This window comes from Nocardia carnea, assembly GCF_029869215.1.
Lineage (GTDB): Bacteria > Actinomycetota > Actinomycetes > Mycobacteriales > Mycobacteriaceae > Nocardia > Nocardia carnea_B.
The window spans coordinates 60,164-81,899 of sequence record NZ_JARWPM010000445.1 but is presented as its reverse complement, the minus strand read 5'-3'; the positions used below and the strand labels follow the sequence as shown (position 1 = coordinate 81,899).

Below are 21,736 nucleotides of genomic sequence, written 5' to 3'. Positions count from 1 at the left end.
TTCTAGGGTCGTCGCCATGACCATCATCGAACAGCAGCCGCTCGGCTCCCCCTTCTCCGCCGCCAGCAACGCCCGGGACGTACTGACCGATCTCGACCTCTCCGGTGCTACCGCCCTCGTGACCGGTGGCTACTCCGGACTCGGGCTGGAAACCACCCGCGGCTTGGCGGCGGCCGGTGCCCGCGTCGTTGTTCCGGCCCGCCGGCCGGTGGAAGCCCGCGCCGCGCTCGCGGACGTGGACGGTTGCGAGGTGATCCCCATGGATCTCGCGGACCTCGGCAGCGTCCGCGCCGCCGCCACGCAGATCGGCGCGGCTCTGGACAAGCTCGACCTCCTCATGGCCGTCGCCGGGGTCATGGCGACGCCGGAGCGGCGGGTCGGGCCGGGCTGGGAAGGGCAGCTCGCCGTCAACCATTTCGGGCATTTCGCACTGGTCTGCGCGCTCTACCCACGGCTGGCCGCCGCGGCCGGTGCCCGGGTCGTCGTCAACAGCTCCGCCGGTCATACCCTGACCGATATCCGCTGGCACGACCCGCATTTCCACACCGGCTACGACAAATGGCTCGCCTACGGCCAGGCCAAAACCGCCAACGCCCTGTTCGCGGTGCAACTCGACGCGCTCGGGCGCGACGACGGGGTCCGGGCGTTCGCGCTGCACCCGGGGAAGATCATCACCGGACTCCAGCGGGAGATGACCCGGCAGGAGCAGATCGACCGCGGCTGGATCGACGAGCACGGCACCGTGATCGGCGCCGATTTCAAAACACCCACCCAGGGCGCCGCCACCGGGCTGTGGGCGGCCACCTCGCCACTGCTCGACGGACGCGGCGGGCTGTACCTCGAGGACTGCGAGGTCGCCCGGGTCTCCGCCCCCGGGACACCGATGGACGACGGTGGCGTCCGGGCCTACGCCGTCGACCCCGGCTCGGCCGCCCGCTTGTGGGAACTCTCCGTCGCGGCCACCGGGTCCGCGCCGATTCTGTGAAGGTGCGGCGCCCTGGGGTTCGGGGCTAGCCGAGGATCGCGGTCAGGTCGAGACCGGTGAGGCGGTCGCGGTCCGCGAGGATATCGATGGCGGTGATGCGGTCGCCGGCGACGGTGAAGCCGATGATCGAGAACGGGCTACCGTCGAGAGTGTTGACCAGGCCGGCGCCGCCGTTGACCACGGCGGGGTGGACGGTGCAGGTGGTGGCCATCCGGCGGAAGGTTTCTGCCTGGCCGGCGACGGCGGCGGCGCCGCGGATCACGCGCATCGCTTCGCCGGCGTCGGCGCGCAGGACGACATCGGGGTCGAGCAGGCGCAGTAGGTCGTCGAAATCGCCGCCGCGGGCCGCGGTGAGGAAAGCGTCGACGACGCGGCGTTGACCGGGGAGATCCGGGTCGGACTTCGGGGTCGCGCCCTGGACCCGGCGGCGCGCCTGGCTGGCGAGTTTCTTCGCCGTCTGTGGAGTGCGGTCCACGATCGGCGCGATCTGCTCGTAGGGCATGGCGAACATATCGTGCAGGACGAATGCCAGTCGTTCGGCCGGACTCAGGGATTCCAGCACGACCAGAAGTGCCATGCCCACCGAATCGGCCAGCAGCGCTTCGGTTTCCGGGTCCGGCGTGGTCGCACTGGTGATCACCGGATCGGGTAGGTGCTCGGCCTCGAGGGGTTCCTCGTGCCTGGTGCGGCGGCTGCGCAGCATATCCAGGCAGACGCGCCCGACGACGGTGGTCAGCCAGCCGCCGAGGTTGCCGACGTCGGTGGTGTCGGTGCGGGCCAGTCGTAGCCACGCCTCCTGCACCGCGTCGTCGGCCTCGGCGGTCGAGCCGAGCATGCGGTAGGCGACCGACCGCAGGTGTGTGCGGTGCTCCTCGAACCGCTCGGCCAGGAACTGCTCATCGTGCACGGGGGTCCTCCTCGATCTCGTCTTGTCCCGATGACGAACCGGGAAAGACAAACGTGACCGTATCCCGTCCCCGGTCGTACGACGCCGGTGACCTCCCCACCGCCGTACGGCTCGGCGAAGCCGGCATTTCAACGCTTCTACCTGTGGTTTCGTGTGCAGCGGTCACGTTTTGTGTGCGGCCCGCGTCAGTGCAGCAGAACACGATCCGCGGCGGCGGTCGGAGCCGGACGCTCCTGCCACGCGGGTGTTCAGCGACCACCGACAGGAAGGACATCATGAACGCGATCGAAGTACACGGCACCGTCGCCGACGGATACGAGCAGGTGCGCGCCGAGTTCGCCGCCGTCGTCGCCGCGGAGAACGGGGAATCCGGCGCGCAACTGGCCGCCTACGTCCGCGGCCGGCCGGTGGTGGATCTGTGGGCCGGTGAGGAGGTCACCGGGACCACGCTGACCGGGCTGCACTCGACCTCCAAGGGAGCCGCGGGCCTCGTCGTCGCGCTGCTGATCCAAGACGGAGTGCTCGATATCGACCGGCCGGTCGCGCACTACTGGCCGCGGTTCGGTGCGGCCAGTAAGGAGCTCATCACGGTGCGCGACGTGCTCGTGCACCGATCCGGGATCGTGGGTGCCGACGGGGGCTTCACCGTCGCCGAGCTGGCCGACGAACAGGTCCTCGCCGAACGGCTGGTGGGCCAGCGGCCCTTGTTCGCGCCCGGCAGCGTGCACGGCTACGGCGGGTTCGTCACCTACGCCATCGTCGGCCAGGTCGTACGGGCGGTCACCGGGAGCACCATCCAGGAGCTGTTCGAACGGCGTATTCGCGCACCCTTCGGGTTGGACGTGTACCTGGGCCTGCCCGCGGAACTCGACCACCGCTACCTGCCGATCCTGCCGTGGCGGGCGAGCGCGGAGCAGGAAGCGGCATTCGCCGTGAATTCCCCCAACCCGTACAGCGTGGCCGGTATCTCCTACAACCTCAACGCACGCGGTTTCACCGCCGCCGATGTCATGACACTGCCCAACGACCCCACACTGCGCCGCCTGGGGCAGGGCTCGGCCGGCGGCGTCGGCAGCGCACGAGGTCTGGCGGCGATGTATGCGGCGGCCACCACCGGTATCGACGGGCGTGAGCCGCTGCTGTCGCTGGCGACCGTCGCCACCGTCTCCGCCATCCATTCCACCGGGACGGACCTGGTGCGCGGCGACCGCGCGCCCTACGCACTGGGATTCGAAGCCAAGGGGTTGCTGTATCCGTTCCTCGGCGCCCATGCGTTCGGGCATACCGGCTCTGCCGGATCGGATGCGTTCGCCGATCCGCACAGCGGCCTCACCTACGGCTACACCCGGCGCCGCGCGGCCTTCGCCTTCCAGGCTCCGGAGAACGCGCGGCTGGCCGCCGCCCTGCACCGCGCCGCGACCGGCGCCGAATTCGCCTCGGCCGCCTGATATCTCACCCGACCACAAACTAGGAGTAGTACAACCATGTCCACTCGCACCACTTCGCTGATCCGATCCCGCGGCCTGAAGCTCGCGCGCTGGGTCCCCGTGGCCGCCGTTCTCACCGAGACCGCCGTAGGCGCCTACTGGGATCTCGCCCGGATCTCCTACGTCCGCGACTCGTTCGACCACCTCGGCTACCCCATGTACTTCGCCACCATGCTCGGTGTCGCCAAAACCGCCGCGCTCGCCGCGATTCTCACCCCCGGCCACCCGCGGACCAAGGAATGGGCCTACGCCGGACTGGTTTTCGTCTACGGCGGCGCCGCCACCTCGCATCTCGCCGCCGGTGACGGCCCCGACAAATGGGCCATGCCGCTGGCCTTCGCCGCCTGCACCTTCGCCGCCCGCGCCTGGCTGCCGCAGGGCGGCTCCACCACCGCGACCCTGCGTGCTCTCGGTGGTTCCCGCCGGCGGCCGCAGCCGGCCTGACCCCACGAATTCACCACCACAGATTCACCGAGGAAGGAAACAACCATCATGACCGCGAATATCACCGCCACGCAGGAGACCACCGGCTCCCGGCTGCCCAATCCGCAGCAACTCGTTCCGGAACTGGGCGAGGTCGGGGCGGCACTGTTCAAAGCCACCGGTAACGGGGCGATCCCGCGGACCACGATCGGGCTGGTCCAGCTGCGGGCCGGGCAGATCGTCGGCAGCACCTACCTGGCCATCCTGCACGCGGGTAACCTGCGCACCGCGGGCGAATCCGAGGAACGTATCGCCGCGGTCGCGACCTGGCGTGACGCTCCCTACTTCAGCGCGGCGGAGCGTATCGCGCTCGCCCTGACCGAGGCCGTCCTGCAACCGGCCGCACACGGCGAGCGGGTTCCCGACGAGCTCTACACCCGGGCCGCCGAACACTACGACGACAAGGCCCTGGCCACGCTCGCGATGGTGATCGGCCAGGTGAACTTCTTCGTCCCGCTGGCCCTCATCGGTAAACCGCTGCCCGGCCGGCCGCCCGCCGAACAGTGGAGCCCCGTACCGGCCTGACAGCCGGAGAAGAGTCACCGCCCATAGGGCCGGGCTGTTACTGCCCGGCCCTATGGGCGTTTCGGCGTGCCCGGCGGGCCACGGCGGCGCGGTGGTAGCGCCGCCGGCGCCGCGTGCGAGGCCGTAGCCTCGACAGCATGGACCGGAGCGACGGAACGAGGAGAGCGGGCGATTCCCGTCGCCCGAGCGCCGTGCACCTGCCGGACGCGGCGGAAAAGTCCGTGGCCGGTGACCGGCGATGACCGGGCGATGCACCCGGTTCCTGGGTCCGATTCTGGTCGCCGGCGTGCTGGCCGCATGCACATCCGGTCCGGGCGATCCGGCGGGGCACACGTCGACCGGATCACCGCGCGGACCGTCCCCGGCGGCGGATGGGGCGGTCACCACCATCGCCTCGGGTCTCGCCGCACCCTGGTCGATCGTTTTCCACGGGCAGACACCGCTGGTGAGCGAACGGGATTCGGGCCGCGTTCTCGAACTCGACGCCGAGGGAACCGCGCGGGAGGTCGGGGTGATCGAGAGCGTGGCAGCCTCGGGCGAGGGCGGTTTGCTGGGAATCGCCGTGCGCGAGGACAGCCTCTACGCCTACTACACGGCCGGCAGCGAGAACCGCATCGAGCGGTTCGAACTCACCGGAGCGCCGGGCGGTCTCGGACTCGGCGACGGGGAAACGCTGCTGGCCGGTGTGCCGGCCGCCAGGTTCCACAACGGCGGCCGGATCGCCTTCGGACCCGATGGGATGCTGTATGCCACCGTCGGCGATGCCGGGAACCGCGGCAGTGCGCAAGAGCGCGGCGCGCTCACCGGCAAGATTCTGCGGATGACCCCGGACGGGCGGGTCCCCGCGGACAACCCGTTCCCCGGTTCCCCGGTCTACAGCTATGGCCATCGCAATCCCCAAGGGCTCGCCTGGTCCGCGGACGGCACGCTGTACGCGAGCGAGTTCGGGCAGGACACCTGGGACGAGCTCAACGTGATCGAACCCGGCGGCAACTACGGCTGGCCGGAGGTGGAAGGGATCGCCGGCCGCGGCGGATTCCGCGACCCGGTCCAGCAGTGGCGGCCCGCCGACGCCAGCCCCAGCGGTATGACCGTCAAGGACGGGAGCATCTATCTCACCAACCTTCGCGGCGAGCGACTGCGGCAGATCCCGCTCGACGAACTCGCCACCTCCACCGAGCATCTGATCGGAGAGTACGGACGCCTACGCGACGTCACCGTAGCCCCCGACGGCTCCCTGTGGGTCCTGACGAACAACACCGACGGCCGGGGCAACCCCGCACCCGGTGACGACCGTATCCTGCGCGTCGAATTCGGCAACTGAGCCTGCGGAGGAGCGCCGGCCCTGTTCCCACCTCGGCGCAGCTGTGTCGGGAACAGGTGCTGATCAGCGAGCCTTCACAGCACCAGCCCGGTCAGCTGGGCCCATTCGATCCGAATTCGGATCGGGAGGTCCACGGCGAACGAGGTATCGGGCTTCAGGACAGCGACGGGACGGTAATGACCGACGCCGTGGTCCAGGCCGTAGGTCTCGATAGAGGTGACCTCGGTATCGGAGATACTGACCAGCCAATACCACGGAATTCCGGCCGCCGCGTACTCGCTCATTTTCTCCAGACGGTCCGTTTTCACATGGCTCGGCGAGATGACTTCGACAGCGATCTTGAGGTGGCGGGCAGGTACCGGCCGGACGTCGGGTGGGACACATTCGAACAGCGCGATATCGGGCCGCCGGATGGTGGCGCGGGGAACCTCCCAGAGCACGACGTCGAAGTCGTGATTGACATCCAGGCAGGCAGAGGGGTCCTCGGTCATATAGTCGCGCGCCGCCGATTCGAGCATGCCGAGCAGCCGGTGTACAGCCTTCTGATGTGCCCGTGACGGTGACTCACAGCGCACGGCGTCTCCGTTCACCACTTCGACCAATCGGCAGAAGTCTTCGGGCAGCTCCCGCCAGATCTCGACAGTGATCGGTTCCGGCTGGATATTGTCCGGCCGCGCCCAATCGAAGATGGCTGACATGGGACCGATCTTAGTCGGATACGGGACTCCGTAGCCGTAGCCGTAGCCGTAGCCGTAGCCGGGCAGGATTGGGCTGCTGTTGTCAGGGGGCGGGGGAGTACTCCTGTTCGGGTCGCCCCGCCTGGCCGTAGCGCAGGCGCATGCGGAGAGTGCCGGCGGCGACGAGAGCGGTGAGGTGGCGTTGGGCGGTGGGGCGGGAGACGCCGATGGCGTCGGCGACCTCGCCGGCGGACAACGGCCCGGACGAACCATGGATCGCTTCCAGGACAAGGTCTTTCGTCGGTGAGCTGACCGGTGCGGCGGGCCCGGGGGCGGGGGCCGGGCGGAGGGCGGCCAGGGCGGCCTCGACGCGGGCGTGGTCGACGTGGGGGTCTGCCAGGAGGCGGCGGTAGCGGGCGTAACCGGCCAGCCGGGCACTGAGGGCGGCCGGTGGGAAGGGCTTGACGAAATAGCCGAGTGCCCCCGCGGCGAGTGCGGACCGGACGGTGGCGCCCTCGGAGTCGGCCGTGAGAACCATGGTGTCGCAGCGCATCTCGCGGACGAGATCGATGCCGCTGCCGTCCGGGAGGTAGACGTCGACCAGGGCCAGGTCGAGGGCCGAGTCGCGGTAACGGGTGCGCGCGTCGGCCACGCTGCCCACTGTCGCCGCCACGGTGAAACCGGGGATCGACGCCGCGATCTCGGCGTGCAGGTCGGCGATGCGGAAATCGTCCTCGACGATGAGCACGCGCAGCGGTTCGGTGGTCATTGTCCGGTCCGCACCCGCAGGACCCCGGGGATACGGGCGACGAATTCGGCCCCGCACAGTACCGCGGTGCCGCCGCCCGGACTGGATAGCAGGACATCGCCGCCGCGGGCGCGAGCGAGTTGCCGGATCAAGGCCAGGCCCACGCCGCGTCCGCCGGGGATCGTGCTCCCGTCGCGGGTGGAGGTGCCCTCGGTGAAAACACTGCCGACCAGCTCGGGGGCTATCCCGGGACCGCTGTCGGCGACCGTGATGTACAACGCCGATTCCTCCTGGACCAGTTCCACTTCCACCCGCTTTACCGGGCTGCCGGCGACGGCGTCGAAGGCATTGTCCAGGAGGTTGCCCAGCACGGTGGTGACATCGACCGGGTCGATGAGGTCACCGTCGACGGCGGTGTGCGGCCCGAGTACCAGTTCGGCACCGCGCTCCCGGGCGTGCGCGGCCTTGGCCGCGACGAAGGCCTGCAGATACGGGTCGCGGATCGCATCGATACCCGGTGCCGCGGCGCCCAGCGGACCGGACCCGAGAACGCCGTCGATCCGGCGGGTCGCTTCGTCGATCCGGCCCCGGTGCAGCAGGCCGCTGAGCAGGTGCAGGGTATTGGCGAATTCGTGGCGCTGGGCGCGCAGCACCGTGCTCATGGACTGCACCGCGTCGAGCTGGCGGGCCAGCGATTCCACATCGGTGCGGTCGTGCACGACCAGGACCGCGCCGAGGTCGCGGCCGTCGTGGCGGACCGGTCGGGCCGCGACCACCACGACCCGGTCGCGCACGGTGGCCACGGTCGGACGGGATTCGAGGGTGCGGAAGAGGTCCAGTACCCGCGGCGTCAGGCCGATATCGGCGATCGGGCGGCCGGGGCCGGGGTCGATACCGAGCAGCCGGGCGGCCTGTTCGTTGACGAAGGTGATGCGCCAGCGCGAATCGACGGCGACGACACCCTCCCCGATACCGTGCAGGATGGCGGCCTGGCCGCGTACGAGTTCGGCCAGTTCGGCGGGTTCGAGCCCCAGCGTGAGTCCGCGCCAGCGGCGGGCCAGCAGGACCGCGCCGAGGATGCCCAGCAGCAGCCCGGCGCCGACCACCGGGATCGCGTTGCGGAGTTCGCCGGCACGGGTGGGCGTGGGGATCGTGACCTGCACGGTACCGGTGAACCGGCCGCTACCGGTCGCGTGGATCGGCGCCCGCGCCCAGGCGGTGCCGTGATCGGTTCCGTACTCCTCCGTGCCGATGACCGAGCCGGCCGGATTCTCGCCGGGCGCGGCGGCGGATGTGGTGGCGCCGGCTGGATTCTTGCCAGGTGTGGCGGCCTCGGCGGGGTTGTCGGCGGATCCGATCCGGCGGGCGGGTGAATCCGTGCTCGCCAGCACCACGCCGCGTTCGCCGGTGACCCGGATCGACTGCGCGCCCGTCCGCTGCTGTGTCGCGGTCAGTGTGCGCTCCAACAGCAGGGTGCCCGGGTCGTTGTCGAGCTGTCCCGGCTCCGGCCGGGGTGCCGTCGCGGCCCGGGTGGTCTGCTCCCGGACCCCCGGTTCGGCGGCCAGAACCCGCGCGGTGGCCAGCGCCTGTTGCCCGTAGCTGTTGCGCAACCGGGCATCGCTGCGGAAAGCCCAGATCGCGACCGCGACGACAAAGGCCAGCGCGAGGACCAGAACCTGCAGCAGCAGGACCTGTGTGCGTAACCGGATCGTCCGGAATCGTGCGCCGACCATCCCGTGCACGATACTGCGCACCCATTCCGGTGCACACAATGCACATAATTTCCGAATCGCTTGTTTCGCGCAGTGCGCACAAAAACTTGTGGTGTGACCGCGGCCACGGAATTCTCTTTCCGGCAATTGTGCCGAGATATATCGGTTCGCTGCGCCGAGTGTTCTCCGAATGAATAGGTGGTGTCGACGATGACGGACGAGAGCGGTATGGGGACCGGCGCGGCCGAACCGCATTCCGGTGCGGACCGCATATTCTCCCGGCGCGGAGTTCTCGGTTTCGGGGCGGCCGCGCTGGCGGTGACCGCGGCGGGTGTGACGGTGAGCGGATGCGATTCTTCCGGCGCCGACAACGGCGCCTTCGCCGAGGTGGCCGAGCCCAGCGGCCATATCATCGAGCAGAACAGGCGGGCGGCCGAAACACTGCCGATGTCGGATACCGCGGATTTCGCCGACGCCGACCGGGGCTTCCTCGGGTCGCTGCGGCCGGGAGTGGTGCGCGGCGACGGCGACAAGGTCGTCTGGGACAACGATTCCTACGCGTTCCTGCGGGAACCCTGCCCGCCCTCGGTGCATCCCAGCCTGTGGCGGCAGTCCCAGCTGGTGACCCGGCAGGGTCTCTACGAGGTGGTGCCGGGGATCTACCAGGTGCGCGGCCTGGACCTGTCGAATATGACGCTGGTGGAGGGCCGGACCGGGGTCGTGGTGATCGATCCGCTCATCTCCCGGGAAACGGCGGCCGCGGCACTGGCCCTGTACCGGGAACACCGCGGTGACCGACCCGTCACCGGGCTGATCTACACCCACGCCCATGTCGACCACTTCGGCGGCGCATTGGGGGTGACGACGCCGGAGGAGGTCCGGGCCGGCCGCTGTCCGGTGCTGGCGCCGGCCGGGTTCCTCGAACACGCGGTGGCCGAGAACGTCTACGCCGGCCCGGCGATGAGCCGGCGTTCCGGATACATGTACGGCGCGGCGCTGCCGCGCGGGCCGAAGGGGCAGGTCGGGTCGGGCCTGGGACAGACCACCTCGACCGGTTCCATCGGCCTCATCCCGCCGACCCTCGATATCACCCGCACCGGACAGGAGGAAACCGTCGACGGCGTGCGGATCGTCTTCCAGATGACTCCGGGCACCGAGGCGCCGGCGGAGATGAACTTCTACTTCCCCGACCATCGCGCGCTGTGCATGGCCGAGAACGCCTGCCACACCATGCACAATGTGATCACCCTGCGCGGCGCGCAGGTCCGCGACCCACGGATGTGGTCGGCGTACCTCACCGAGGCGATCAACCTGTTCGGCCGGTCGGCCGAGGTCGCGTTCGCCTCGCACCACTGGCCGACCTGGGGTGCGGACCGGATCGTCGAATACCTCGAGTTGCAGCGCGACCTGTACGCCTACCTGCACGATCAAACGCTGCGGCTGATCAATCAGGGTTTCGTCGGCACCGAGATCGCGGAAATGCTGGAACTGCCGCCCGCACTGCGCGAGGCGTGGCACAGCCGCGGCTACTACGGCTCTCTGAGCCATAACGTTAAGGGTATCTACCAGCGCTATATGGGCTGGTTCGACGGTAATCCCGCCCACCTGTGGGAGCTTCCGCCGGTCGATTCGGCCACCCGGCACGTGGACGCCATGGGCGGCGCGGACGCCGTCCTGGACAAGGCGCGCGCGGCCTACCGCGACGGCGACTACCGCTGGATGGTGCAGCTGGTGAACTACGTGATCTTCGCCGACCCGGGCAATACGGCGGCGAAACAGCTGCAGGCCAGCGCCTTCGAACAACTCGGCTACGGCGCGGAGAACGCGCCCTGGCGCAACTTCTACCTCTCCGGCGCGACCGAATTGCGCAACGGGTCGTTCGGCACACCGACCACCACCGACAACGCGGGGCTGAGCGCGGCGCTGACGGTCGAGATGGTTTTCGACGCGCTCGCCGTCCGGGTCGACGGCCCGAAGGCATGGGACCGGCGGATCGTGATGGACTGGCGTATCCGCGACGAACGCCGCACGCACCGCACGGAACTGCGCAACGGTGTGCTGGTCCACTACGACCTGCCGTCCGGACACAAGGGCCCCGCGCCCGATGCCGCGTTCGATCTCGCCCGGCCGACACTGCTGCGTGTGCTGCTCGCCGGCGGGGATTTCGCCGCCGCGGTCCGGTCCGGGGATATCCGCGTCACCGGCAATCCCGCAGTGCTCCAGCAGGTGAAAGAACTGCTGGCTACGCCGAACCGGGATTTCCCGATCGTCACTCCCTGAACCCGGCTAGCAGATCGCCCCTCCACACAATTGGGTGGAGGGGCGGTCTGCGTTCTGTCCGTCGGCGGGGTCGGTGCCGGGGCCTCACGGTCCGGCCGGTGTCGCACGGCGGGCGGTCCCGGGCCACGATCGGTGTCGTGGAGCCTGTCCGCGCTCCGGCAGTGTGCACGGCCGGCCGCGATCTCGGTGGCAGCCGGCCGTGAATCGAGTAGTTCCCGGGCGATCAGTCCGGGGCGCCGACGACCGGCGGTCTCGTCGCTACCGCGGGATCCGGCCAGCGTGCGGCGATCACCGCGCTGTCGTGTGCGTAGGGCCGGTACAGCGCCGCCGAGCACACTCCGTTCACCGTGGTCAGCGCGACGGTGATCAGCAGCAGGGTGGCCTGCAGGCCGATGAGGTCGCCGAGGAAACCGGCCAGTAGCGCGTAGCCGGCGTAGGCGAGGGCCTCGACCGTCGAGACCGAGACCGCGAACGCCAGTCCCCGCAGCGGCGGCGGAACCACCGCCATGATCAGCGGCCGGTTGGTCACCGGAACCTGCCCCTGCAGGAAACCCAGCACCGTGAACAGCAGCACGTAGATCGCCGTGTGCTGCCAGACCGGCCCGATAGCGGCGAACGCGACCGCGGCGAAGGCGAGCTGTCCGGCCTGCAGCATGGCGACCCGGCCGGTCCGCGGCCGGTGCCGATGCCACAGATCGTTGACCCGGCCACCGGCGAATGTGCCGGCCATATAGCCGAGGGCGAACGGCAGGACGATCGCCGCGGCGGTGGCCGTGCTGAGCCCGCGGTCGGTGACCATGAAGGTCGTCGCGAAACTCATGATGATGTTCTGGCCGGAGAACACCCGCTGGACCAGCAGGTACCGGTAGGTCCGGATTGCCAGGAGTTCGCGCAGCCCACCGCGCAGGTTCCGGGCCTTGTCCTCGATCCGGTCGAGCGACGGCAGCTCCACCTCGCGGCGGGACCGCGACACCGGATCGTCGAGGCACACCAGGATCAGCACACCCAATACCAGCGTGATCCCACCGGAGAGATAGAAACCGTAGCGCCACCCGTCGGCGAATCCGGAGAGCTGGCCGAACACCGGCCCCGAAATCCCGGTGATCAGGGCGACCCCGCCGTACAGCGCGCCGGTGGCCCGGCCGCGATGGCTGTCGGGATAGATATCGCTCAGGATGGCCAGCGCGATCGGTCCCGCACCGGCGAAGCCCGCCGCGGCGATACCGTACAGCACCACGAACTGGCCGAAACTCGCCGACATCCCCGCCGCGATCGACCACACGCCCCAGAAACCCGCGCAGATCGACAGGACCGTCCGCCGGGAATACCGGTTGGCGAGCATCATCCACGGGACTCCGGCGAATACACCGACCGCTTTCCCGACGGCCACGATCGTGCCCAGGGCGGAGGTGGACAGGCCGAGTGCCTCCCGCATCAGCGGGAAGAGCACGGAGGTCACATTGGCTTCGGCGTTGTCCATGGCGGAGGAGGCCGTGAGCAGGGCGAGGTTCTTACCCCGCCGGGCCCGGTGGCCGGGCAGGGCGGAATCAGCGGAGTGCGTCATTGCAGGTCCTTGTCGAATGAATCCGCGCGTCAGCCGGCGGAGAGTGCGGCGCCGATCTGGGTGAACAGCAGTACCAGCGGCGGGGGTGGTACGGCGGGCGACAGGATATGCGCGCCGTAGTGGACGATCACCAGTTCCCGGCCGGGGGAGACGTAGAGGCGCTGGCCGTGGATACCGCTGGCCATGTAGGAGCCGTCTTCGAGGATCCACCAGAAATCGTGGTAGCCGAGGCGGGGCGGCGTATCGACGGGGTCGCGGGGCAACCGGACCTTGCGCGCCGGTCCCTCCGGCACCGCGGTGATCGCGCGCGCCACCGCCGCCGGGATCACCTGCCGCCCCGCCACCGCGCCCTCGCAGCGCAACATCTCGCCCACCCGGGCGGCGTCGAGTGCGGTGGCGGCAAAACCGCCGCAGGCCATCTCGTTCCCGGCGGAATCCACGACGAAATACGCGTCCTCGGCCGCGCCGATCCGCGACCAGACGAGTTCGCCGAGCAGATCGGCGGTCGAAATTCCGGTGACCCGGCGCAGTATCTCCGCGATCACCTCGGTATTGGCGTTGTCGTACCGGAATTCGGCGTCGAACGGTCCGGTCGCGCGGCTGGTGGCGAGATGCTCGAGGATGGTGGTGGGGCCGGTGTAGCCGGCCGGACGCAATCCGGGGGAGACCACAGCCCAGAAACGATGCGCCTCGAGAACGCGGTCGTAGGGCCGGCCGCCGAAGTTCAGGTGGGTGGTCATATGCAGCAGTTGGTGCACGGTGGCCGTACCGAGGCCGGTACCGGCCAGTTCCGGGACATAGGTGGCGGCCGGTTCGTCGCGCCGGATCAGGCCCTGATCCGCGACGAGGGCCGCGAGCAGGCCGATATACGACTTGGTGAGCGAGGCGTTCAGATGTGGTTCGTGCGGAAGGCAGCCGTGCAGGTACTGCTCGTACACCACACGGCCGCGGTGGACGACCACCAGGGCGTCGGAATCGGATTCGGCCAGGGCCCGGCTCAGCGGTACCGTGCGGTCCCAGGTCCAGCGGATCGGCAGCTCGGCGAGATCGGCCGGGGCGGAAGGCAACTCCCATCGCGCGCCGGTTCCCCGCCAGACCCGGCGCGTGGGACTCATCTCCCGGATGGTGGTGGCGTGCTGACGGACGTGGGCGGGGTCGAGGAATCCCCGCGTCCAGGTCATCTCCCGGGGATCGACGGTTCGGGTCATGATTACTCCTTTTCGGCCGGGCGGCGGGGCCCGGCTCAGGCGGGTAGCGGCAGCACACCGCAGGCGGTGAGGCAGATACCGGCGCAGATCACCGCGGCCGCCGGTACCGGGATCGGCCGGGGGTCGGCGGGATCGCGGAGGTAGCGGCGACGGCGCAGGCGGGCGGTCGCGGCCAGCGCGGCCAGCACCACCAGGGCGGCACACACTCCGGCGAGGGTCGCTGGTACCGGGTCGACGACAGCGGATCGGATGAGCAGGACCAGCAGCACGGTGGCGGCCAGGAGGGTGCGCCGCCAGGCGAGTGCGGTGCGTTCGGGCTGCAGTCCCGGGGCCGTGGTCACAGCGCGAGCAGAGCCACCGAGAGCAGTGCTGCCACACAGACTCCGGTGACGGTCGCGGTGATCAGGGGCGGCCGGGGCAGCGGGGCGTCGCGGCGCATGGCCTGCTGCACCCGCCGCCACTGCCGGAACGCGCCGAGGGCGATCACGCAGGCCAGTACCGCGCACACCGCACTGATCAGCCGAGGTCCGGCCGGGCCGGACCCGGCCGCATACAGCTGACCCACCACGATCCCCCCGGCCACCAGCCCGAGCGCGGTGCGGATCCAGGCCAGAAAGGTCCGTTCGTTGGCGAGCGTGAACCGGTAATCGGGTTCCCGGTCGGTCTCGATCTCCGGGGCCGTCGTCATGAGAGCAGCAGTTCGCGGGCGATACCGTTGCGCTGGATCTCCGACGACCCGGTGAGGATCCGGAACATCCGCAGCTTCTGGAAGAGCCCTTCGACCTCGCCGCCGCGCACCACCCCGGCTTTGCCGTGGATCTGCACCGCGTGATCGGCGATGGTGAACGCCTTCTCCGCGACGAACAGTTTGCACAGGAAAGCCTCGGTCCGCGGCCGGGCACCGGTATCGAGCGCGGCGAGGGCGTCGTAGGTCATCGACCGGGCGGCGTAGTAGTCGGCGGCCATATCGGCGAGCCGGTGCTGGATGGACTGCAACATACCCAGTGGGGCGCCGTTCACCTGGCGGGTCTTGGCGTAATCGAGGGAGAGTTGCAGGGCGCGCCGGGCGCCGCCGAGCGCGGTGGGGCAGTGCAGCAACCGGTTCACGGTGACCCGGCCGAGTCCGATCCGCAACCCTTGGCCGATCTCACCCAGCAGTTGTTCGGGCCCGATATAGCAGTCGTCGAGCACGATATCGGCTTCGATATGTTCCCCCGACATCGGCGTCTGCCCCTCGGCGACGGTACAACCCGGTGCGTCCAGGTCGACCAGGAATGCCGAATAGCTCTCGGACGATACACCGTCGGTATCCGTCATCCGGGCGACGAGAATAGAGAAATCCGCGAACGGGCCGGCGCTGGAGAATACTTTGTGACCGGTCAAGCGCCAGCCGTCGCCGTCGGGGGTGGCGGTGGTCAGCATTCCGCGCACATCCGATCCGGCGTCGTTCTCGGTGAGCGAGAAACAGCAGGCCCGTTCGCCGCGGAGTACCGGCAGCAGATATTTCTCCAGCTGATACGGGGTGGCGTAATCGAATATGGCGCCGATGCGCAGCGGTCCGCCCATATCGCCGAGCACCGAACTCGAGAACAGCCGCGGCGAGGCGCCGATTTCCTCTTTCAGCGCCGCGAGTTCGGTAAAGGTGAGCCCCTGTCCGCCGTATTCGGCCGGCAGGTGGATACCGTAGAAACCGAGTTCCCGGCTGCGCCGCCAGATCGGTTCCAGAACCTCACGGCTGTACCGGGATTCGCGGGTGAGTCCGAGACCGGCTTCGTATTCGGCGAGTTCGCCGTCGAGGTATTCGCGCAGCCGCCCGACGAGATCCGCCAGGCGGGGATTGTCCGCGTAGTCCGGGGCGAGGGTGAAGGTCATCGGGGTCTCCCTGTCAGTTCACGAGCCGGCCGGCGGCCGACCAGTAGCCCTCGCGGACGAGGCGGCGGTCGATTTTGCCGTTGCGGTTCACCGGCAGCTGCGCGACGAAATCCACCGACCGCGGTTTCTTCATCCGGGCCAGCCGGCGGGCGCAGTGCTCGATCAGCTCTTCTTCCGTCGGTGCCGCGCCCGCCCGCGGTACCACCACCGCCTTGACCGCCTCGCCCCATTGCTCGTCCGGCACACCGACCACACACACCTCGGCGACGCCGGGGTGTTCGTAGAGGGCGGCCTCCACCTCGCTGCAATAGATGTTGAAACCGCCGGAGATGATCATGTCTTTTTTGCGGTCGACGATGAACAGGTAGCCATCGGCCCGGAAATAGCCGACGTCACCGGTGTGCACCCAGCCGTTGCGGAAGGTCTCCGCCGACAGTTCGGGTTCGTGCCAGTACTCGCGGACACAATCCGGGCCGCGCGCCACGATCTCGCCGATCTGCCCCGCGGGCAGCGGCGTCCCCGCGTCGTCGACGACCCGCACCTCGGTATCGAAAACCGGCCGCCCGCACGACATCAGCAGTTCCGGATCGGATTCGATACCGCGCACCACATCGTCCGCGGTCAGCACGGTGATCCCGCTGGTGGTTTCGCCCAGTCCGTAGCCCTGGATGACGATGGGACCGAAGACCCGCACGGCGTCGCGTAACCGCTGGGGCGAAACCGGGGCGCCACCGAGCCCGAGCACCCGCAGGCTGGACAGGTCCACCTCGGCGATCGCGGGATGGTCGAGCAGCATGTTGAGCATGGTCGGCACCATGAAGGTGGTGGTGATGCGTTCGGATTCCACCGTCCGCAGGAACGTCTCGGTATCGAAGGCGGGCAGGATCACCACCGCCGCGCCGCGTGCCAGCACGCCCAGCAGCATCATGCCGGAGGCGTGGGTGATGGGGCCGGGGGCGAGGTATCGGTCGTCGGGCTGAGTCGCGCCGGCCGGGCTCATGAGCCGCTTACGCATATTGGCCAGCCGGTTGCCGTGCGTCTGCACCGCCGCTTTGAGCTTGCCGGTCGACCCCGAGGTGTAGTTCAGCACGGCGGGCTCGTCGGCGTCCACGTCCACCGCGACCGCCTCCACCGACCCTTCCGCCAGCAGCTCCCGGTACGCCTGCGGGCCCGCGGAGCGGCCGGTGTAATCGACCAGGAGGCAGTCGGCCTCCGCGCGGGCGATGGCGCCTGCCGCCGCTTCGGCGTGCGCGGGATCGACGAACAACACCCGCACCCCGGCGTCGCGCAGGATATGCGCCAGTTCGTCACCGCCGAGGCGGGCGTTCACCGGCACCCGTACGAAACCCCCTTTGGACAGCGCCATTTCGGTGACCACCAACTCGCCGGAATTCGCCGCGAAGGTACCGATCGCGGTGCCCGCGGCGAATCCCCGGCCGATCAGCGCCGAGGCCAGCCGGTTGGATTCGTCCTCCAGCTCGCGGTAGGTCCAGCGCGCGGACCCGCAGACCAGTGCCTCCCGATCGGGCCAGAAGGTGGCGCTGCGGGTGAGGTAACCGCCCAGATTCATCGAAGCTCCAAACCGACGTGATGGCTGTTACTGGACAGACTGTCTAATATCGGGCGGTGTGTCAATACGCGATATGCTCGGACGCAGACGGCTCTCGAGAGGAAAAGGGGACCTGTGCCACCACCCGAAGACCGCCGTGTCCGGCGTAGCCGGCGCGCCCTGCGCGACGCCCTGATCGCGCTGATCCTGGAACGCGGGTACGCGAGCGTCACCGTGGAGGACATCACGGCGCGCGCCGACCTGGGCCGCGCCACCTTCTACACGCACTACACCGACAAGGACGATCTGCTCGAGCACATCGTCACCGATCTGATCGCCGAATTGCAGGAACGGCAACGGCCGCTGGTCTCGACGTCGTCGGTGGGGTTCACCGGGAAACCGATCCTCGAAATGTTCCGGCACGCCGCCGAGGAGCGTGATACCTACCGGGTCATCCTGCGGGGCGAGGGGGACGGTCGCGCGCTGCGCCGGTTCACCGACGCCCAAGCCGCCACCGCCGCAGCGGTTTTCGCTGCGCGCGCGCAGGCGCAGGGGGTGACGCCGAATATCGATATCGAGCTGCTGGCCCGGGCGTGGGCCGGCGAGCAGATCGGCGTGCTGCAGTGGTGGCTGGAACCCGAAACACCCGCGCTGACCCCGGAAGAGGTCACCACCATGCTGCGTGATCTCTCGCTGCGCGGCCGGTTCTGGGCCTCCGGGTTCGAGGGCGACGCCCCGGAGTGAGGTCTACCCGCCGGCCGTATGCGGTCCGCCGGCGATACCGGACCGTTCGATTCCTGGGTGGGTGGGCCGGAGTGCGGTTCGGGTGGTACTCCCGGCCATGGTGAAGCGCCGCCGCGAACCGGTACGGTACTCGATGTCTACCTGTGCATACCGCAGGCCGCGCCTCGCTGAGGTAGTCGGGACTACTCGGACGAGGTGAGGTAATGCTCGACGGAATCCGTGCCACCGTGCTGGTGGCGGCGACCGTGACCACCGGCCTGATGGCCGGTGTTTTCGGGATCTATTCGCTGGCGGTCATGCCGGGCCTGCGAACGACCGGCGACCGCACGTTCATCGGTTCGTTCCAAGCGATCGACCGGGCGATCATGAACCCACTGTTCCTCGCGACCTTCCTGGGCGCGTTGATCCTGTCGGTGGCAGCGGCCCTGTTACAGCTCGGTGGGGGCCGTGGGTCCGTGCTCGGGTGGACGGCGGCCGCGGCGCTGCTCTATCTGGTGGCGGTCGTGGTCACCATCGTGGTGAACGTGCCGCTCAACGACGCGCTGAAGGCTGCGGGCGATCCGGCGGAAATGGCGGACCCGGCGGCGGTGCGGGCGGCGTTCGACGAGGCCCGCTGGGTGGCCTGGAATCACGTCCGGGTGGTGACGAGCGGGCTCGCGTTCATCTCGCTGACCTGGGCGCTGGTTCAGTGGGGCCGGACGCAGGCGGCCGGCTGAGTGGCCGTCGCGTGCGGGCCGGACAGGGTCACCGGCCGGTGACCGCTCGGCTCATCGGGCAGGTGGCAGCTCGGACGGCGACGGTTCGGCGTAGAAATCACTGCGCCGCAGGATATCCGCGTAATCGACGTAATCCGCCTCGCCGCGGTGGGGTGCGGTGGCGTTGGGCGATGCCGCGCCGACGGCTCGCAGACCGGTCTCCGCGGCCGCGCTGACGATGCCGTCGCACTGCTCCCCGGCGATGGCGCGGGCCCGCTGGAACGCTGTGCGGGCCGCATCGGTCTCCCCGCCCAGCAGCAGCCGACGCCCCAGGCGGGTCAGGATGCGCGAGAGATCGCTGCGTAGGCCGAGATCCTCGGCGATACCCACGGCCCACCGGTCGATTTCCTCGGCATCCGACGACTCGCCGCGCACGCGGGCAAGAACGTCCAGTGCCTGGAGAATGCCCCACTGATCGCCGATCTCCCGGAACACCAGCAAACTGTGGCCGGCCAGCCGGCCGGCCTCGGTGTGATCGCAGCGTTGGGCCGCCAGCGCCCGTTCCAGCGCCGCGGCCGCCTCGCCCCACCGCCCTGCGGGTACTGCGCCGAACTGTGCCGGTGCCCCACCGGCCATTCGCGTCACCGATAGATACCACCGCGCCAGGGCCACTTCCTCGGCCAGCGGACCGAGCTCCGGCTCCGCCGCCGGCTCGGCGGCCGTCCGCGGGCTGGGTAGCGGCGCGGCGTCGGCAATGCGGAGGCGCAGCGTATGCGCCCAGCTGTGTGCCGCGCGCTCCTCGTCGGTGCCCGGCCGGGCCGTCGGCATGGCAGCGGTCAGCCGGCGGGCCGCTTCGGTGAGCCGCCCGGTGAGAACCCAGAACCACATCATCCGGATCACCGCGGGCAGTGGCTGTTCCGAGTGGGACAGCGCAAGCCGGATATCAGCCGATTCCGCCCCCAGCCGTTCCAGTGCCGCCCGCTGGTGCTCGGTGCGAAGTAGCGGAGTCTGCTCTTCGATCGTGCGCAGGTAGTAGTCGCAGTGCCGCCGGACAACTGCGGATGTCTCGTCCGTTTCGCCGAGGCGGGCCCGTGCGTAGGCGCGTACCGATTCCAGCATGCGGTAACGCGGGCCTATCGGCGAACTCTCGACAGCCAGCCAGGACTGTTCGACCAGCCGCGACAACATTTCGGCGATACTCGCGGCGTCATCGCCGATGATCGCCGCGGCAGCGGGCAGTGTCGCGCTGTCCGCGCAGGACAACCGCCGCAGGGCGGTCCGCTCGGCCGGGGTGGCGAGTTCCCAGCTCCAGTCGAAGACGGCGGCGAGACTGCGCTGCCTGGGTGGCGCACTGCGCGGACCCGTGGACAGCAGCCGGAACCGATCGTCGAGGCGCCGCTCGACCTCCGCCAGGCCCAGCGTGCGGACCCACGGTGCCGCCAGCTCCAGCGCGAGCGGCACCCCGTCCAGGCGGCGGCAGATGCGCAGCGCCGGCGCGATATCGCCGGCCGTTTCCGGAACCGGCCCACCGGCATCGGCGATCCGCCGCGTGAACAGTTCATAGGCACCGAACGTCCGTGGATCGGCGGTTTCGGCGGTGCGCTCGGTGGGAAAGGACAACGGGGGCAGCGGCACCACGCGTTCGCCGGATACCCGCAGTGGCTCCCGTCCGGTGGCCAGGACCCGCAATTCCGGAGCACGGGTGAGCAGTTCGCCGACCACCCCGGCGATGGCTTCCACGGCCTGTTCGCAGTTGTCGAGCAGCAGCAGCACCCGTTTGGTCATCACCATGGTGTACAACCGGGACCGCAGTCCGGCCGGGCCGTTCAATTCGGTGGCACCGGAACCGAGATCGTCGCGAACCCGCAGGCAATCGGCCAATACCTGGTACACGGCCGCCTCGTCCGCGCGGCGGATCCCACTGAGGTCGGCGAAAACGGCGCCGCCGGGAAACTCGGCGGCCGCCGCATACGCCACATCCAGGGCGAGGTGAGTCTTACCGATTCCGCCCGGACCGGTGATCGTCACCAGCCGGCTTTCGTGCAGAAGGCCGAGTACCCGGGTGCGCTCGGCCGCCCGCGCCACCAGAGGGGTCAGTGGAACGGGCAGTCGCACCGGCGGGTCCGGCTCGCCGGAGCGGAGCGCTTCGTACAGTGGCTGCTCCTTCCGCAGTATCTCCAGAAAGATGCGGGAGGTACGCGGGTCGGGATCGGATCCGAGCTGTTCGGACAGCCGCCGCGCCAGCGCGCGGTACACCGCAACGGCCTCCGCTTGGCGTCCGGTCTGGTACAGCGCGGTCATCAGCAGCACATGGATTTTCTCCCGCACCGGATACTGCGCGGCAAGGGTGGTCAGCTCACCGATCACGGCATGCGCATGCCCGGTTTCGATCCGCAGCTGTATCCGCAATTCCCGGGCGGACAGGCGCTTTTCGTCGAGTTCCGCGGCGGCCGCGGCGACGAACGGCGCATCACGGAACTCGGCGAAGGGGGCACCGCGCCAGTGTGATTCACCGACGGCCAGCAACTCCAGCGCGGTCTGCGGTGAGGGTGCGTCGTACGCTTCGGCGAGCATTGCTTCGAAATGGCCGGCGTCCACCGCGGCGGCCGGCACCCGCAGGCGATAGCCGCCGGACTCCCAGCGCAACAGATCGGCGGCATCTGCGCCCGCGGTCCGCAGCACCTGGCGTAACTGCGAGATCTTCGACCGCAGCACGGCCGCGGCCTTGGCGGGCGGCCGGTCGCCCCACAGCGTGTCGGCGAGGGTGTCGACCGATACGACCGAATCGCGATGGATCAGCAACACCGCCAGCAGGGCCCGGACCTTCTTCCCGGCCACCGGGATCGGTGTGCCGTCGGCGTCCCACACCGTAATGGGCCCGAGGACTCCCAAACGCACGAATCCACCGTAGCAAAACTGTCTGACCAGGTGTTCTGCCGACCGGAACGGCACCGGAACGATACCGGAACCCACTTG

Annotated in this window: 19 protein-coding genes; 8 read left to right on the top strand and 11 right to left on the bottom strand. The window is 69.4% G+C overall.

The window, feature by feature from the left end:
• Positions 1–16: 16 nt before the first annotated feature.
• Positions 17–985, top strand: a complete 969-nt coding sequence (locus tag QH276_RS33540) for an SDR family NAD(P)-dependent oxidoreductase (protein WP_280402001.1) — start codon at positions 17–19, stop codon at positions 983–985.
• Positions 986–1,010: 25 nt separating this feature from the next.
• Here the strand turns inward: QH276_RS33540 and QH276_RS33535 are convergent, their stop codons facing one another.
• Complete coding sequence (locus QH276_RS33535; RefSeq protein ID WP_280402002.1) at positions 1,011–1,892, bottom strand: sigma-70 family RNA polymerase sigma factor; 882 nt, start codon at positions 1,890–1,892, stop codon at positions 1,011–1,013.
• A gap of 275 nt (positions 1,893–2,167) precedes the next feature.
• On the opposite strand from QH276_RS33535, the gene QH276_RS33530 reads away from it, so the two are divergent.
• From QH276_RS33530 to QH276_RS33515, 4 genes are all read left to right on the top strand, one after another.
• Positions 2,168–3,340 carry a serine hydrolase domain-containing protein gene (locus QH276_RS33530; protein WP_280402003.1) on the top strand — a complete coding sequence of 391 codons (1,173 nt, stop codon included), beginning with the start codon at positions 2,168–2,170 and terminating at the stop codon, positions 3,338–3,340.
• Positions 3,341–3,376: 36 nt separating this feature from the next.
• The gene (locus QH276_RS33525; RefSeq protein ID WP_280402004.1) at positions 3,377–3,823 is read left to right on the top strand and encodes a DoxX family protein; all 447 of its coding nucleotides are present in this window, start codon (positions 3,377–3,379) and stop codon (positions 3,821–3,823) included.
• Between the two features lie 48 nt (positions 3,824–3,871).
• Positions 3,872–4,387 carry a carboxymuconolactone decarboxylase family protein gene (locus QH276_RS33520; protein WP_280402005.1) on the top strand — a complete coding sequence of 172 codons (516 nt, stop codon included), beginning with the start codon at positions 3,872–3,874 and terminating at the stop codon, positions 4,385–4,387.
• A 238-nt stretch (positions 4,388–4,625) separates the two neighbouring features.
• Entirely contained in the window at positions 4,626–5,711 is a 1,086-nt protein-coding gene (locus QH276_RS33515; RefSeq protein ID WP_280402006.1) for a PQQ-dependent sugar dehydrogenase, read from the top strand.
• A gap of 74 nt (positions 5,712–5,785) precedes the next feature.
• Here the strand turns inward: QH276_RS33515 and QH276_RS33510 are convergent, their stop codons facing one another.
• The 3 genes from QH276_RS33510 to QH276_RS33500 form a co-directional block, all read right to left on the bottom strand.
• Positions 5,786–6,409, bottom strand: coding sequence for a Uma2 family endonuclease (locus QH276_RS33510; RefSeq protein ID WP_280402007.1), 624 nt, complete (start codon positions 6,407–6,409; stop codon positions 5,786–5,788).
• An 82-nt stretch (positions 6,410–6,491) separates the two neighbouring features.
• Entirely contained in the window at positions 6,492–7,157 is a 666-nt protein-coding gene (locus QH276_RS33505) for a response regulator (RefSeq protein ID WP_280402008.1), read from the bottom strand.
• Positions 7,154–8,908, bottom strand: coding sequence for a sensor histidine kinase (locus QH276_RS33500; protein WP_280407019.1), 1,755 nt, complete (start codon positions 8,906–8,908; stop codon positions 7,154–7,156). The genes QH276_RS33505 and QH276_RS33500 overlap by 4 nt, the downstream gene beginning before the upstream one ends.
• 387 nt (positions 8,909–9,295) lie before the next feature.
• Between QH276_RS33500 and QH276_RS33495 the strand changes: the two genes are divergently transcribed.
• On the top strand, positions 9,296–11,128 hold the full coding sequence (locus QH276_RS33495; RefSeq protein WP_280402031.1) for an alkyl/aryl-sulfatase: 1,833 nt from the start codon (positions 9,296–9,298) through the stop codon (positions 11,126–11,128).
• Between the two features lie 223 nt (positions 11,129–11,351).
• Here the strand turns inward: QH276_RS33495 and QH276_RS33490 are convergent, their stop codons facing one another.
• The 6 genes from QH276_RS33490 to QH276_RS33465 are packed head-to-tail and all read right to left on the bottom strand — an operon-like array spanning position 11,352 to position 17,342.
• Positions 11,352–12,692 carry an MFS transporter gene (locus tag QH276_RS33490; RefSeq protein ID WP_280402010.1) on the bottom strand — a complete coding sequence of 447 codons (1,341 nt, stop codon included), beginning with the start codon at positions 12,690–12,692 and terminating at the stop codon, positions 11,352–11,354.
• 29 nt (positions 12,693–12,721) lie between these two features.
• Positions 12,722–13,900 (bottom strand): serine hydrolase domain-containing protein, encoded by a 1,179-nt coding sequence (locus tag QH276_RS33485; RefSeq protein WP_280402011.1) that lies wholly within the window; start codon positions 13,898–13,900, stop codon positions 12,722–12,724.
• A gap of 35 nt (positions 13,901–13,935) precedes the next feature.
• On the bottom strand, positions 13,936–14,241 hold the full coding sequence (locus tag QH276_RS33480) for a DUF202 domain-containing protein (protein WP_280402012.1): 306 nt from the start codon (positions 14,239–14,241) through the stop codon (positions 13,936–13,938).
• Positions 14,238–14,588: a YidH family protein gene (locus tag QH276_RS33475; RefSeq protein ID WP_280402013.1), complete on the bottom strand. Its 351-nt coding sequence runs from the start codon at positions 14,586–14,588 to the stop codon at positions 14,238–14,240. The genes QH276_RS33480 and QH276_RS33475 overlap by 4 nt, the downstream gene beginning before the upstream one ends.
• Positions 14,585–15,772, bottom strand: coding sequence for an acyl-CoA dehydrogenase family protein (locus QH276_RS33470; protein WP_280402014.1), 1,188 nt, complete (start codon positions 15,770–15,772; stop codon positions 14,585–14,587). Before QH276_RS33470 ends, QH276_RS33475 begins: the two co-directional genes overlap by 4 nt.
• A 13-nt stretch (positions 15,773–15,785) precedes the next feature.
• Positions 15,786–17,342: an acyl-CoA synthetase gene (locus QH276_RS33465; RefSeq protein WP_280402015.1), complete on the bottom strand. Its 1,557-nt coding sequence runs from the start codon at positions 17,340–17,342 to the stop codon at positions 15,786–15,788.
• A 114-nt stretch (positions 17,343–17,456) separates the two neighbouring features.
• On the opposite strand from QH276_RS33465, the gene QH276_RS33460 reads away from it, so the two are divergent.
• Positions 17,457–18,065, top strand: coding sequence for a TetR/AcrR family transcriptional regulator (locus QH276_RS33460; protein WP_280402016.1), 609 nt, complete (start codon positions 17,457–17,459; stop codon positions 18,063–18,065).
• A gap of 203 nt (positions 18,066–18,268) precedes the next feature.
• Complete coding sequence (locus QH276_RS33455; protein ID WP_280402017.1) at positions 18,269–18,781, top strand: DUF1772 domain-containing protein; 513 nt, start codon at positions 18,269–18,271, stop codon at positions 18,779–18,781.
• Between the two features lie 51 nt (positions 18,782–18,832).
• Here the strand turns inward: QH276_RS33455 and QH276_RS33450 are convergent, their stop codons facing one another.
• On the bottom strand, positions 18,833–21,658 hold the full coding sequence (locus QH276_RS33450) for a BTAD domain-containing putative transcriptional regulator (RefSeq protein WP_280402018.1): 2,826 nt from the start codon (positions 21,656–21,658) through the stop codon (positions 18,833–18,835).
• Between the last annotated feature and the right edge of the window lie 78 nt (positions 21,659–21,736).

Bases quoted from the DNA above. Each gene is read 5' to 3' on its own strand.
- QH276_RS33540 (WP_280402001.1), top strand. From the start codon at position 17: ATGACCATCATCGAACAGCAGCCGCTCGGCTCCCCCTTCTCCGCCGCC.
- QH276_RS33530 (WP_280402003.1), top strand. From the start codon at position 2,168: ATGAACGCGATCGAAGTACACGGCACCGTCGCCGACGGATACGAGCAG.
- QH276_RS33525 (WP_280402004.1), top strand. From the start codon at position 3,377: ATGTCCACTCGCACCACTTCGCTGATCCGATCCCGCGGCCTGAAGCTC.
- QH276_RS33520 (WP_280402005.1), top strand. From the start codon at position 3,872: ATGACCGCGAATATCACCGCCACGCAGGAGACCACCGGCTCCCGGCTG.
- QH276_RS33515 (WP_280402006.1), top strand. From the start codon at position 4,626: ATGACCGGGCGATGCACCCGGTTCCTGGGTCCGATTCTGGTCGCCGGC.
- QH276_RS33510 (WP_280402007.1), bottom strand. From the start codon at position 6,409: ATGTCAGCCATCTTCGATTGGGCGCGGCCGGACAATATCCAGCCGGAA.
- QH276_RS33505 (WP_280402008.1), bottom strand. From the start codon at position 7,157: ATGACCACCGAACCGCTGCGCGTGCTCATCGTCGAGGACGATTTCCGC.
- QH276_RS33495 (WP_280402031.1), top strand. From the start codon at position 9,296: ATGTCGGATACCGCGGATTTCGCCGACGCCGACCGGGGCTTCCTCGGG.
- QH276_RS33490 (WP_280402010.1), bottom strand. From the start codon at position 12,692: ATGACGCACTCCGCTGATTCCGCCCTGCCCGGCCACCGGGCCCGGCGG.
- QH276_RS33485 (WP_280402011.1), bottom strand. From the start codon at position 13,900: ATGACCCGAACCGTCGATCCCCGGGAGATGACCTGGACGCGGGGATTC.
- QH276_RS33475 (WP_280402013.1), bottom strand. From the start codon at position 14,588: ATGACGACGGCCCCGGAGATCGAGACCGACCGGGAACCCGATTACCGG.
- QH276_RS33470 (WP_280402014.1), bottom strand. From the start codon at position 15,772: ATGACCTTCACCCTCGCCCCGGACTACGCGGACAATCCCCGCCTGGCG.
- QH276_RS33465 (WP_280402015.1), bottom strand. From the start codon at position 17,342: ATGAATCTGGGCGGTTACCTCACCCGCAGCGCCACCTTCTGGCCCGAT.
- QH276_RS33455 (WP_280402017.1), top strand. From the start codon at position 18,269: ATGCTCGACGGAATCCGTGCCACCGTGCTGGTGGCGGCGACCGTGACC.